Genomic DNA, 12,256 nt, shown 5'->3' on the forward strand with positions numbered 1-12,256 from the left:
ACTCGCCGTCGTACCACGATAGCACGTATCAAGGTACCCGACGCATCTGCAAGCATTACTTCTCTGCCGAGACACGCAGTGACGATCAGCTTGGCAGCCGAGTTCGAATACGACTCGAGCAACGATGGACGCGCACCGAGAGACTGAGCGCGTCGATCTGTAGTAACGACGAGTGCGCACTGATCGCAGGCCTGTGGTGCGATCAGGGATGCACTGACTTGTCATACAGGCCCCTGTCATACTTCCGGACAGCAGTCAGTGCGATGTCGATGGAGTCACTCGAGCCCCCGAGCCAACCCGGGATAGTCGACGACGATGCCGTCGACACCGGCCGCCGCGAGCGCGTCGAACTGCACCCAGTTCGTCGCCGTCCATACGTTGACCGCACGTCCCTCCGCGTGGGCAATCTCGAGGACGTCGATCGCGGGTTCGGCTGCGGGAACGCCAGCATACTCCGTCTCAACCATGTGCGTCCCAGCGATCGCGTTCCGCGGCGGGTGGATCGCCTCACAATCGTAACGCCGTGCGATCTCGAGGCCGGCCTCGAGGTCGTCCCACACCAGCGGTGCCACAGGGTAGTCAGCGACCGCTCGCAGCGCCGCGATCGCACCCTCACAGAACGACGAGAACAGCAGGTTACCGCCGAAGGTGGCACAGTCGGCGACGATGCGCTCGACGAACGGCTGCCACACCTCGCGGCGCTGGTCACGGTCGGCCGACGAGAGTGACTCACCGACGCGCAGCGACGTTGTTCCGGGGTTTTTCAGTTCGACGTTGATGCCGACCGTCTCGGGGACGGCCGCGAGGAAGTCGACCAGCGTCGGCACCGTCGCGTCCGTCCCCAGCACGCGGGTCGCCTGCAGGTCCTCGAGTGGCGTCTCCCGGACAAGTCCAGTAGCGTCCGTCAACGGCCGGCCGTCGCGACGCCCGTCGAGGCGCTCGTCGTGGATCACTACCGGGGTGCCACAGGCGGCCGGCTGGACGTCGATCTCGAGCATCGCGGTCTCGTCGTGGGCGGCCGCGCGTGTGGCCGCTTCGACGGTGTTTTCGGGTTCGACGCCGGCGTAGCCGCGGTGAGCGATGACGGCAGGCTGGGCCATATCGGAGCGTCGGCAGGCCGGGTAATGGAACCTCCGCTCGGACGTGGCGTGTTCCGGCCCGCCGTTGATCCCGACTCCCCGCGAACCGCTGTTATGACCGACCCCACGCTCGCGACCGTCGAGCGCGCACTCGATCGCGCTGCTGACCTCGAGACCGAGAGTGCCGTCACCGTGTTGCAGGCGGCTCGCGAAGACGTTCGCACGCTCGAGGGCGAGCCGGACGTCGACGCGGATCGCCGACGGGAACTCGAAACGCGACTGGACCAGCGGCTCCGTGAGGTGACCGAGCGCGACGCCTACGACAGCGGGCTCGGGGCAGCGATGAACCCCGCCGAAGACGACGCGCCCTAGGTCGCGTCGAGTGCAGCCCTCGCTCGAGAACCCGGCGAGATCGGCCGCCCTCCCGCCCTTTTATTCGCGTTCCGTCCCGAGAGATGGGTATGCGAATTGCACTACTTGGCGGCACTGGTGATATCGGCGAAGGGCTCGCGTTGCGGTTCGCGCGGGATACAAGCCACGAGATCCTCATCGGCTCGCGGGATCCCGAGAAGGCCCGTGATGCGGTCGCAGACTACGAGGCGGCACTCAAGGACCACACCGACTCGGTCGATATCAAGGGCTTCGCCAACGAGATGGCCGCCGACCGCGCGGATGTCGTCGTGCTCAGCGTCCCGCCGTACCACGTCGGCGACACCGTCGATGCGGTCGCTGAGAGCCTCGATTCTGACACCGTCCTCGTAACCCCCGCCGTCGGCATGAAAGGCGACGAAGACGGCCTCCACTATCACCCACCATCGGCCGGCAGCGTGACCGAACTCGTCGCCGAGCGGGCCCCCGACGGGGTTCCCGTCGTCGGCGCGTTTCATAATCTCGCGGCCGGCGCACTCGCCGACCTCGAGACCGACCTCGACCTCGATACGCTCGTCATCGCCGACGACGAGGCGGCCCGCGACACAGTCCTGAATCTCGCAGGGGAACTCGAGGGGCTACGCGCGCTCGCGGCCGGCCCGCTGGCCAACGCGGCGGAAGTCGAGAGCGTCACGCCGCTGGTCATCAACATCGCGAAGTACAACGACGACATGCACGACGTCGGCGTGAAGTGGGTCTAGACGGCGCGGCGGCTCTTGGACGGTGCTGGTCACGGTGCTCGAGGGAGGTCCGGTTCTCCGTGCGACGAGCAGACCGTGACAGTGCAGCCACTCGTCGGTCGATGAAGCGAGAATAATCGCAGCTGGTGCTTGTGCAGGTCGTCGTCTACGCGCCGGCGGACTCGAGGGCGTCTTCGAGGTCGTCACGCTGTGTGACACCGACGAAGCGCTCCACGATACCGTCGTCGTTCTCGATGACGAGCGTCGGCAGCGATCGGACCTGATACTCGTTGGCGACGTCTTGCTGTTCGTCGACGTTTACTTTCTCGACTTCGAACTGGCCCTCCCAGTCTTCCTCGAGCTCCTCGAGGATCGGGTCCTGGGTCTTGCAGGGGCCACACCAGTCAGCGTAGAAGTCCTTGAGCGTGACGGTCATGCGGTCAGCCCTACTTGCCACGCGCTGCGCATAAGGGTTTCCCACTGCAATTGCATCGTCGTCATCGCCGACGCGGCCCGGTCGAAAGGTTTAGTTCGAGGGGGCCATAGGGTCGGATATGGACAAAGGACAGAACACCGGCGGGCTGATGTCCAGTGCCGGACTCGTCCGGTACTTCGACTCCGAGGACTCGAACGCTATCCGTATCGACCCCAAGACGGTCATCGCGTTCGGCGTTATGCTGGGCGTGCTGGTCCAGCTGCTGACGTTCATCTCGTAACCCGCCTGTTTCTCGAGCCACGTTCTCCCCGAGCCTCCTTCGAAGAGCGTGCCACACCGTCCGAATCGTAGCCTACCGCTGTGAGTCACGGAGGATGAGCGGCTCGATCGCGAGCGTCCGTTTCGCGACCGTAACGATACGGAGCACGTAGGCCGTAAACAGCAGAAACGGCACGAGCGTGATCGTAAACGCCAGCCCGATCGCCAACGTCATATTCGTGACGCCGAGTGTCCGTCCGGGGAACGTGCCCGCATCGACGACTGTGAGCATGATGCCGGCAATGACCAGCGCTGGCACTGCGGCATAGAGGATCATCTGCGAGAGCGAGACGAGCGCCCACTCGAAATACAGGGTCTTGACGTGTTCCCGCGCCGGCCCGAACAGGCTCAACGCGGTCTTCAGCTCGTCTAACAGCGTCAGTTCATCGTCAGAGAGATCATCTTCGTATTCGTTTGCGATCCGTTCGACCTGAAAGATCTTCCAGCCGTAGTTGTAGTTGAGCGCCGCAAATAGGACGTCGAAGCCCCCGAACGACGCACCCTCGAGTTGGTCGCGGACGGTTTCGGAGTTGCCGACGAGACTGTCGGTAAACTCGTCGACGTCTTCTCGGAGCCCGTCAGCATCGTTTTCCGAGACCTGTTCGTGAAGCATCTCGGCTCGCTGCTGCGCCACGCCGACGAGTTCCCGGAGAAACGTCGATGGGTCAGCCGGGCTGGGCGAGCCAATCAGCTCCTCGGTGAAGTCCCGGAAGTCCATCGAGTTCTCCATTCGGTCGCGCTGGTCGCCAAGCGGCCCGTTCTCCTGAGAAAGAACTAGCTGCCCGATCGTGACGACGAGCGTAGTCCCGGTGATGATAGCCGAGAGCATCGTCGAGAACATCGTTTCGATCGTGTCGCCGGTCTGTAACTGTGGCGTCAACGGCTCCGGGAGCAGGGTAACGGCCGCGACGAAGCCGACGAAGACGGCCAGCGCCAGAACAGCGGTTACATGTAGGCGGTTCGCGCCGAGGAGCAGCCAGATCTTGAGGCGGCTCTCGCCGGCACGCTCGCGCATCGTGTTTGCCGTGCTGATGTCGGACTCGCCGGACGTTTCGGTCACACCGGATCACCTCTCATCGCCACCAGTGCTCGCTCCAGCGGGCCGTTTGAACACGAGAAACTTGGTGCCACCGCCCGTGTACTCGATCGTCGTGACGAGTTCCCAGCCGTCTGCACCGTGGTCGTTCAGCGCCGCTTGCGGATCCGTAGCCTCCTTTTTCGTTTCGTCGCGAGACGGTCTGAGGGTTTTGTACTCCCAGCAGCGCACGTCGGACTGGCTCATCGATGCATGACCGGACGTGGCCAACGCCAGTAAGGCTGGGGCAGGCACTCTCCCGACCGAAGGAACCACAGAAGTGCACTGCGACCGTCCGGAGCAGCCGAAAAACAGTCTCAGTCGGCGTCGTTCGCCGCGGGAGGGCGGTGACGCGACCTTTTTGAACGCGCCATCCATACCCGCGGCCATGTCCCTAACTGCTGGCGTCGTCGCGGTCCAAGGCGACGTCGAAGAACACGCCGCCGCCATCGAACGCGCCGCCACAGCCCACGGCCGCGAGGTTACCGTCCACGAGATCCGCGACGCGGGGATCGTCCCCGACTGCGACCTGCTGGCGATGCCCGGCGGGGAATCGACGACCATCTCCCGGCTGCTCCACAGCGACGGCATCGCCCCCGAAATCGAGGCACACGTCGCTGCCGGCAAACCACTGCTCGCGACCTGTGCCGGCCTCATCGTCGCCTCGAGCGACGCCGGTGACGACCGGGTCGACGAACTGGGGCTACTCGACGTCACGGTCGAGCGCAACGCCTTCGGCCGCCAGAAAGACAGCTTCGAAGCGCCACTCGAGGTCGCGGGCCTCGACGAGCCGTATCCGGCGGTGTTCATCCGCGCGCCGGCGATCGACTCGGTTGGCGACGCCGAGGTGCTCGCGGCGTGGGACGGCCGGCCGGTCGCGGTTCGAGACGGCCCGGTCGTCGGCACCGCCTTTCATCCCGAACTGACGCCCGATAGCCGGATTCACAGGCTGGCCTTTTTCGAAAACGAGGCTGCAGTAGTGCCGGGACTCGATGACCCGGCGTAACGCAGACCGCACGGCTACCACCGACGGTCCCGCTATGGCTCGTGCATGCATTCGCGACCGGACGTGTTTTGCCCCTACCACCCCACAGTAGGGGTATGCAGGCATCCATCGACGCGGTTCGCGTCGCGGGGACCCCCCAGGGGCCGGTCCCGGTGGTCGTCCTCACCGTCGACGGCGAAGACGATGTCGTGCCGATCTTCATCGGGTTCAACGAGGCGACGAGCATCGCTCGTGGGCTCGAGGCGGAGGATATCGGCCGGCCGCTGACCCACGATCTGTTACTTGACGTGATGGAAGAACTGGGCAGTCGAATCGACCGTGTCGTCGTCAACGAGATCGAGGCTCGCGAAGACGGTCAGGGCGGCACGTACATCGCCGATCTCCACCTCAAGACACCCCGCGGCGAGACAGTTATTGACGCCCGGCCGAGCGATTCGCTCGCGCTGGCGGCCCGAACGAACGCGCCGATCGAGGTCACGGAGGGAGTCTTCGCGGACGGCCGAGACGACAGCGAAAAGTTCGCCGACCTCGAAGACATCCGCAACGTGTCGGGTGAGCTGTGAATGGACGAAATACTCGAAGAACTGTTCGCTGTCATCGAAGACCGAAAGGAAACGTTGCCCGAAGACTCCTACACCGCCTCGCTGTTTACTCACGAGAAAGGTGAGAACGCGGTGTTAGAGAAACTCGGCGAAGAGTCGACCGAACTCGTCCTCGCGGCCAAAGACGACGACCGCGAGGAGATCGCCCACGAGGGGGCCGACATCATCTATCATCTGCTCGTGTTGCTCTCGATGAAGGACATGGAGCTGTCGGATCTCGAGGCGGAACTCGAAGCGCGGCGCTGAACCCACCACTGGGACCCGTTCAGCCGGATCAGCGTCACTCGTGTTGGCCTGATAGAGCAGACCGTGCTTGCAGTGCCCGTGAGGGGGTTGAATCGGCCAGGCAGCGAATCGTCGAGCGATGGCACTGCAACAACTCGAACACGCAGACGACCACATGCAGGAGTGTATCGACAACTGCCTCGAGGCCGCCCAGGTCTGCGAGTGGTGTGCTGACGCCAGCGCTGACGAGGGTGAGGAAATGGCTCGCTGTATCCGGCTCTGTCGTGACGTCGCCGATATCGCGTCGCTGCACGCCCGATTCATGGCTCGCAACTCGGGCTACCACGACGAACTCGGCGAACTCTGTGCGGACCTCTGTGAGGAGTGTGCCGAAGAGTGTGAACAGCACGATCACGACCACTGTCAGGCGTGCGCAGAGATTTTGCCGACGTGTGCCGAGAGCTGTCGGGAGATGGCTGCAGCCTGAAAACACTTCACTCGAGGCGGCCGGTAGTGTTCAGATAAGCTGATTCCATGCGAAGCTGAACGATCTGAGCCAGTCGTCGGCAGTTTCTGCTTCGGCATTGCTAAAGCAGTTTGAGAAACAGAAGGTTCGTCGTTTTATCTCTCGAAAGACACGTTTAACAGCATTCCGATTCCCATGTTTCTCGTATCTGAAATCGAAGCCGTGACGCTGACATGCATCTTGTAACGAATGCGATCCATCAACGAGAAACACGGCGTCGGAGACGTCGTGTTTCTCGGAGAGTTCCGTAAGAAACGAATGAGCAAGAACCTTCGTTGTTGTCGGCTCAAGCTTTGTATGGAGCAATTCGCTTGTCTTAGGATCGACTGCGGCGTACAGCCAATACTGCTCATTATTCAGTTGGATCACAGTCTCGTCAACCGCAACGTGATCCGGACACCGATCAGATTCGGGCTGTAGATCGGCCTTGTGAACCCAATTGTGAACGGTGGACCGAGCGCGTTCGACACCGAATATCTCAAGAATAGATACAGTATTCGAAAGCGAGAGTCGTGCGAGATGCAGCTGAATACTGAGCTTCATCAGCAATCGCGGTGTCGCTTCTCGTTCAACAAACTCTAAGTTGATCTCGTCTAAACAACCATTGAGGCGGTCGTTTTCGGGCATAGATCACTCAGAAAACGAACCGCCTCATCCTTCATCCTTATCTGAACACCGCCAGGCGGCCCGTGTTATTCGATCAGGCACTGAGCGCGGCACCGACGGCACCGGCGACCGCGCTCTCGAGTGCCATGATCAGCGAGATCGTGACGGCGAGCATGAAGATACCGAGCCCGGCAGCGCCGGAGATTGCGCCCCCGACGGGGCCAAGCGCGAGACCCGCGAGGCCGACGGCGACACCGACGAGCAACCCACCGATGATGCCGCCGAGCGCGCCCGCGAGCAGCCCGTGCCAGAAGCCGCTGCCGAGCCCACCGCCAGCGATATAGCCGGCGACGAAGCCGCCGAACAGCCCCGCAGCGAGCTGGCCGATGCCCGGCACGACGAGCCCGAATATTCCAACGACAGTCATGGTAACGAACCCGATGAAGACGGCACGCCAGTCAGTCATAGTGAACGCTAGCACACCAGCAGGCATAAGCTGACGGCGGCCAACGGACGCCCTTTTATGGTCGCGGCGTCTACCACGGAGCATGATTTTCGAAGACCTTCCGACGACGCCCACGTCGGAAGAGTTGATCGACAAGGCGTTTTCGCGGGCAGCGCGGGCCGGCAAGGCCAAAGGCGGCCTCGAGGCCCAGCAGTCGATGCTCCAGACGGCGGCGAACATCATCTCCGACAACTTAGAGAACGTGGTGACGGCGTGGCCGGACTTCGAGTACGACGCCCACCCGTTTTACTACGAATTGGCGGACGCGATCGTCGACGTTGATAAGCTTCGCCAGAGCCTCTCAGAAGTGATGTGGGCCAGCCGCAAAGCCCGCGAGATTCACGAGGAGTACCAGCCGCGACTGCGCAAGACCGACGTCGACACCGCGCGCAAACACCGCAAGCAAGCCTTCGCCCGGCTTGCGGACATCGTCGAACAGATCGACGACGACCTGCTCTATATCAACGAATCGCGCAACGACCTGCGCGATCTGCCCGAGATCAACCCCGACGAGCCGACGATCGTCGTCGCTGGCTACCCCAACGTCGGCAAGTCGTCGTTCGTCAACGACGTCACCAGCGCCCGCGGCGAGACCGCCTCCTACCCCTTCACGACGAAGGGAATCGGGCTCGGCCACTTCGAGCGCGATCACATCCGCTACCAGATCGTCGACACGCCCGGCCTGCTCGACCGCCCGCCACAGGATCGCAACGCGATCGAATCGCAAGCGGTCAGCGCTATCGAGCACCTCGCCGACTGCATGCTCGTCATGGTCGATCCCACCGGTGAATGCGGCTACCCGATCGACTCACAGCTCGAGCTTCGGGACTCGATCACCGCCCAGTTCGATGAGGTGCCGGTGTTGACGATCGCGAACAAGGCAGATCGGTTCGAGACGGACGAACTCGATCCGGTGGTCGCCGCCGATTACACCATGAGCGTTACGACCGACTCGAACGTCGAGACCGTGCTCGAGGCCGCCGTCGAGGCGATCGGGTACGAGCCCGAGTTGCCGTTCGAGAGCTAAGCGGGACGCTCAAGCGTTCGACCCAGCTTCTCCTGTGCCCGTCTCACGAAGACGGCAGCAGTGTTACCGCTCGAGGATTTCGACGTATCTGACCTGAACCCTGACCGACCCGTCGGCGTGGGCGTTGATCCGCTCATCGAGGGTGTCGGCCAGTTCGGGTACCGATGCATCCGGTGGGCCGCCGATCGTCACGATCACCCGCTGTGGGTTGCGGAACGGATAATCGGTATCCAAGACGACGTCGACCTCGAGCAGTTCGTAGGCCTCGTATCGCTCCTGTGAGAGCACCTGCTGAACTTCGTCGTTGACGTCCTGTTCGAAGGTTGCAATCTCGTAGGAGGCATACGAGATTCCGCCGAGAAACACCGCAAAGAGGAGGACGACGAGCGCGAGCCCGATGATCCGCTTTCGCACGCGCTGTTCCGTTTCACCGAGCGAGAACAGATTCTCCGGCCGGTAACCGGCGTACCACAGCGTCAGTAGGCCGGCGAGATTCACGGAGAGCAGGTTGACGAGGACGAGCACCGTCGCGCCGATCGCGGCCGCCGGCTGGCCCCACGCGAGCGAGATCCCCGCGACGCCGGCAGGCGGGATCAACGCCGCTGCGATCATGACGCCGACGAGCGCGACGGACGTGCCCGTTGCAATGCTGACGACGCCCGCGACGCCCGCGCCGAGTGCGATCACGAGCGACAGCAGGTCCGGCGCGAGCCGCTCGGATATCTCCCCGACATTTGACAGGACGAGCCCCGGCGGAATGATGTTCGTCGTGCGGGCGGTCAGCGCGAAGATCGCGGCTGCTCCGATGGCGAGCACGACGCCGATAATCTGGTAGGTGACACTCTCGGTGAACAGCTCCTCGTCGTCGACGACGGTCCCGACACTGGCCCCCAGCGCCGGGCCGATCAGCGGCGCGATCACCATCGAGCCGACAACGACGGCCGGCGAGTCTAGCAACAGCCCCGCGGTCGCGACGATGGCGCTGATGACCGTCATCACCACGTAGACGGGCAAACTCGGCGTCAGGTCGTCGGCTTCCGCCTGCAGTTCCTGACGCGAGATCCGGTCAGAGCCGACGTTGCCGTCCTCGTACTCCTCGCGCAGCGCCTGGAACCGCCGGGAAACGACCGTCTCTGCGTCGACGACGACCGTGTAGGCGTCCTCGTCGATGCCCGTCTCCTGGATCTCGTCTAAGACTGGTTCGACGGCCGCGTCCGGCAGCGGAAAGTAGACGACTGCCGTATACTCCCGACTGCTCTTCTCGTCGGTCACGACGTAATCGATCTTCCGCTCGTCGAGCGTCTCGAGGATCGCTTGGCGCTTGCCCGTCGGGACCGTCAACTGTACGAGCCGCACGTCGAGGGGTGACGGACCCCTGGGGTATAACTTCGGGGCATTCTGTCACGTATTGTCAGTCTGATCATCGCTCGAGAGACCGTTCGGCGCTCGCGAAATTCACTTGTGTCAAATCCGATAAGTGACGGCATGAAACGACGGATCGCCCCGTTGTTGGGCGTCGTCATACTCGGGTCGGTCAGTGCGTATCTCGCCGCTTTCGGCCCGAGCGTACGCACCGGCCTCCTGGCCATCGCGCTCTTTGTCGGCGTTGTCCTCTCGGCGGTCCTGTTCGTCGTCGGCGGGATCGTCGACTCGGTCTCGGTCGGCGACCGAACCGTCCCGTGGAACGCGCTCGTCGCGATATCGACCGGGATCGGACTGGCTGTCGCGACGAGCCTGTGAGATGTGACGCATTCAGCGAGCGATGGATACCGCGACGGCCTCGAGCGAGCCCCCGCGAGCGGCTGACTCCAGTTACAACGCCTATAAAGGTCGCACCGGCCTACGGGCCCGTATGATCGAGTTCGATACCCGCCCCAATCGAGAGGCCGAAGTCGCCCTCGTCGGCCGCTCGAACGTGGGCAAATCCACACTCATGCGCGAGTTGACCGGCCACAGCTTCGACACCGGAGGCAAACCCGGCGTCACCCGCGAGCCCAACCACTACGACTGGGCACCCGAAGACTTCGTCATCACCGACCTCCCCGGCTTCGGCTTCATGAGCGGCGTCGACGAGGACCTCCGCGAGGAGATCAAGACCGAAATCGTCCACTATCTCGAGGCGTACGCCGACAACATCCTCGTCGCGGTCCTCGTCGTCGACGGCAAGAGCGTCGTCGACATCATCGACCGCCACTCCGGCCCCGACGAGATTCCCTACGACGTCGAGATGTTTCACTTCCTGCGGGAACTGGACATCCCGACCGTCGTCGCCGTCAACAAGATGGACAAAGTCGACGACGAAGACGAGCGGCTGAACGAACTCTGTGACCGGCTCGGCCTGTATCCGCCGTGGAAACAGTGGCAGGAGATCATCGCGCCGATCAGCGCGAAGAAGGGCCAGCTCGAGCCGCTGCATGAGGCCGTTCGAGAGCATCTCCACGAGCAGAACCGCGACGATCTGTTCAAATTCTTCTAAACCACCCTTTTACGCTGCAGTCTGTCACGCTGGCGGCTTCGCCGCACGGCGTGACGTCCCTCGGTAGACGGTTGATCAAAAGCACTCCTCCCTCCCCTACGAGTCGGTCGTCGGCCCGCTCACTCCCTGCGGTCGCTCGCGGTTGATTGCTGTGAAAGGCCTGCCCTTCCCCGGGTTACACGGCTCTCGTAATACTCGAGCCGTGTGCCCGGTCAGTGAGCCCAGAACCGTCGCGCAGCTTGTGCGGTTCTCCCTATTATAGGTTCCCAACTGGTGTCAGACCACGCGATTGGTAAACTCCGCTCCCGTCTCGAGGCGCGCGACGTTCTCGCGGACGATCTCGCCCACGTCACGGTAGTAGTCCCGCGTGTAGGCCGCAGCGTGGGGCGAAACGATGACCTCGTCCATCCCCCACAGCGGCGATGAGTCGGGCAAGGGTTCCTCCTCGAAGACGTCCAGCGCCGCCCCAGCAAGCTCGTCGGCCTCGAGTGCGTCGATCAAAGCCGGTTCGTCGACGATCGATCCGCGGGCGACGTTCACGAAGTAGGCATCATCGCGCATGGCATCGAACGCGTCCGCATCGAACAGATGGTGGGTCTCGTCGGTCAACGGGACGGTGACAATCACGAACTCGGCGTCGCCGATCACCTCGAGCAATCGATCGTTCGCATACACCTCGTCGAAGCCGGGAACGGGGTCGCCAGAGCGCCGAACCCCTGTCACGCGAACCCCGAGCGCGCCCAGCGTCTCCGCGACGCCGCTCCCGAGGGTTCCGGTTCCGACGACACAGGCCGTCGACCCCGGGAGCGTAACGGCCTCGTCCCACTCGGGGCGCTCCCAGCGGCGCTGTTGCTGGTTCGCGACGTAGTCGTGGAGTCGCCGGGAGAACATGAGCACGTAACCCGCGACCGTCTCGCCGACGGTCCGGTCGTGGATGCCAGAACTATTCGTGAGGATCACGTCGTTGTCCTCGAGGACGGCACGCGGAAATCGATCGAACCCTGCCTGAATCGAGTGAATCCAGTCCAACTCGAGGAACGCCTCGCGGTAGACGAGGGTGACGACCGCGTCGCAGTCGTCGATGCCATCGTCGTCGACGACCGCAGCCTCGATCGGCAGGTCGGCGAGGAAGTCCGCGAGTTCCGCCGGCGGGAACACCGCCTCGACTGATTCGTGGACGCCGAGTCGCTCGAGTTCAAATGCCATGGGCGTCGCTACGCCCGAATTGGGGTTGAAACTTCGTGTCCAAGCAACACAGCCCATTGA

The 12,256-nt window shown here is 63.2% G+C and carries 18 protein-coding genes; 10 read left to right on the forward strand and 8 right to left on the reverse strand.

The genetic code is table 11. The features are described 5' to 3' along the window. Window positions 1-275 precede the first annotated feature (275 nt). Window positions 276-1,100, reverse strand: a complete 825-nt coding sequence (locus E2L06_RS15080) for a glycerophosphodiester phosphodiesterase (RefSeq protein WP_138782430.1) — start codon at window positions 1,098-1,100, stop codon at window positions 276-278. 93 nt (window positions 1,101-1,193) lie between these two features. On the opposite strand from E2L06_RS15080, the gene E2L06_RS15085 reads away from it, so the two are divergent. Both E2L06_RS15085 and npdG read left to right on the forward strand, forming a co-directional pair. Beyond that, window positions 1,194-1,451, forward strand: a complete 258-nt coding sequence (locus E2L06_RS15085; RefSeq protein WP_138782574.1) for a hypothetical protein — start codon at window positions 1,194-1,196, stop codon at window positions 1,449-1,451. Window positions 1,452-1,540: 89 nt separating this feature from the next. Further along, on the forward strand, window positions 1,541-2,209 hold the full coding sequence (npdG, locus tag E2L06_RS15090; RefSeq protein WP_138782431.1) for an NADPH-dependent F420 reductase: 669 nt from the start codon (window positions 1,541-1,543) through the stop codon (window positions 2,207-2,209). A gap of 145 nt (window positions 2,210-2,354) precedes the next feature. Here the strand turns inward: npdG and E2L06_RS15095 are convergent, their stop codons facing one another. After that, entirely contained in the window at window positions 2,355-2,624 is a 270-nt protein-coding gene (locus tag E2L06_RS15095) for a co-chaperone YbbN (protein ID WP_008010616.1), read from the reverse strand. A gap of 118 nt (window positions 2,625-2,742) precedes the next feature. On the opposite strand from E2L06_RS15095, the gene E2L06_RS15100 reads away from it, so the two are divergent. Next, window positions 2,743-2,904, forward strand: coding sequence for a preprotein translocase subunit Sec61beta (locus E2L06_RS15100; protein ID WP_008010615.1), 162 nt, complete (start codon window positions 2,743-2,745; stop codon window positions 2,902-2,904). A 72-nt stretch (window positions 2,905-2,976) separates the two neighbouring features. Here E2L06_RS15100 and E2L06_RS15105 read toward each other — a convergent pair whose 3' ends face one another. Both E2L06_RS15105 and E2L06_RS15110 read right to left on the reverse strand, forming a co-directional pair. Further along, window positions 2,977-3,957: a hypothetical protein gene (locus E2L06_RS15105; RefSeq protein ID WP_212750782.1), complete on the reverse strand. Its 981-nt coding sequence runs from the start codon at window positions 3,955-3,957 to the stop codon at window positions 2,977-2,979. 51 nt (window positions 3,958-4,008) lie between these two features. Further along, window positions 4,009-4,224, reverse strand: a complete 216-nt coding sequence (locus tag E2L06_RS15110; protein WP_138782433.1) for a DUF4177 domain-containing protein — start codon at window positions 4,222-4,224, stop codon at window positions 4,009-4,011. A gap of 181 nt (window positions 4,225-4,405) precedes the next feature. On the opposite strand from E2L06_RS15110, the gene pdxT reads away from it, so the two are divergent. The 4 genes from pdxT (at window position 4,406) to E2L06_RS15130 (ending at window position 6,337) form a co-directional block, all read left to right on the forward strand. After that, complete coding sequence (gene pdxT, locus E2L06_RS15115) at window positions 4,406-5,023, forward strand: pyridoxal 5'-phosphate synthase glutaminase subunit PdxT (protein ID WP_138782434.1); 618 nt, start codon at window positions 4,406-4,408, stop codon at window positions 5,021-5,023. A 95-nt stretch (window positions 5,024-5,118) separates the two neighbouring features. Then, entirely contained in the window at window positions 5,119-5,586 is a 468-nt protein-coding gene (locus tag E2L06_RS15120; RefSeq protein WP_138782435.1) for a bifunctional nuclease family protein, read from the forward strand. Then, window positions 5,587-5,871, forward strand: a complete 285-nt coding sequence (gene hisE / locus E2L06_RS15125; RefSeq protein ID WP_138782436.1) for a phosphoribosyl-ATP diphosphatase — start codon at window positions 5,587-5,589, stop codon at window positions 5,869-5,871. It abuts the gene before it with no gap. Between the two features lie 118 nt (window positions 5,872-5,989). Continuing rightward, on the forward strand, window positions 5,990-6,337 hold the full coding sequence (locus tag E2L06_RS15130) for a four-helix bundle copper-binding protein (protein WP_138782437.1): 348 nt from the start codon (window positions 5,990-5,992) through the stop codon (window positions 6,335-6,337). Window positions 6,338-6,367: 30 nt separating this feature from the next. On the opposite strand, the gene E2L06_RS15135 is transcribed toward E2L06_RS15130, so the two are convergent. Both E2L06_RS15135 and E2L06_RS15140 read right to left on the reverse strand, forming a co-directional pair. Then, the gene (locus E2L06_RS15135; RefSeq protein WP_138782438.1) at window positions 6,368-7,003 is read right to left on the reverse strand and encodes an IS6 family transposase; all 636 of its coding nucleotides are present in this window, start codon (window positions 7,001-7,003) and stop codon (window positions 6,368-6,370) included. 73 nt (window positions 7,004-7,076) lie between these two features. Continuing rightward, window positions 7,077-7,448 carry a DUF5518 domain-containing protein gene (locus tag E2L06_RS15140; protein WP_138782439.1) on the reverse strand — a complete coding sequence of 124 codons (372 nt, stop codon included), beginning with the start codon at window positions 7,446-7,448 and terminating at the stop codon, window positions 7,077-7,079. An 82-nt stretch (window positions 7,449-7,530) separates the two neighbouring features. Between E2L06_RS15140 and E2L06_RS15145 the strand changes: the two genes are divergently transcribed. Beyond that, entirely contained in the window at window positions 7,531-8,514 is a 984-nt protein-coding gene (locus tag E2L06_RS15145) for an NOG1 family protein (RefSeq protein WP_138782440.1), read from the forward strand. A 63-nt stretch (window positions 8,515-8,577) separates the two neighbouring features. Here the strand turns inward: E2L06_RS15145 and E2L06_RS15150 are convergent, their stop codons facing one another. Then, complete coding sequence (locus E2L06_RS15150; RefSeq protein ID WP_138782441.1) at window positions 8,578-9,870, reverse strand: TIGR00341 family protein; 1,293 nt, start codon at window positions 9,868-9,870, stop codon at window positions 8,578-8,580. Window positions 9,871-9,999: 129 nt separating this feature from the next. On the opposite strand from E2L06_RS15150, the gene E2L06_RS15155 reads away from it, so the two are divergent. Both E2L06_RS15155 and engB read left to right on the forward strand, forming a co-directional pair. Continuing rightward, window positions 10,000-10,254 carry a hypothetical protein gene (locus tag E2L06_RS15155; RefSeq protein WP_212750777.1) on the forward strand — a complete coding sequence of 85 codons (255 nt, stop codon included), beginning with the start codon at window positions 10,000-10,002 and terminating at the stop codon, window positions 10,252-10,254. A gap of 112 nt (window positions 10,255-10,366) precedes the next feature. Continuing rightward, window positions 10,367-10,990, forward strand: coding sequence for a GTP-binding protein EngB (gene engB / locus E2L06_RS15160; protein ID WP_138782442.1), 624 nt, complete (start codon window positions 10,367-10,369; stop codon window positions 10,988-10,990). A gap of 276 nt (window positions 10,991-11,266) precedes the next feature. Here engB and ddh read toward each other — a convergent pair whose 3' ends face one another. Next, window positions 11,267-12,196, reverse strand: coding sequence for a D-2-hydroxyacid dehydrogenase (gene ddh, locus E2L06_RS15165; protein ID WP_138782443.1), 930 nt, complete (start codon window positions 12,194-12,196; stop codon window positions 11,267-11,269). Window positions 12,197-12,256 lie beyond the last annotated feature (60 nt).

Source organism: Haloterrigena sp. H1, assembly GCF_005938085.1.
Taxonomy (GTDB): Archaea; Halobacteriota; Halobacteria; order Halobacteriales; family Natrialbaceae; genus Natrinema.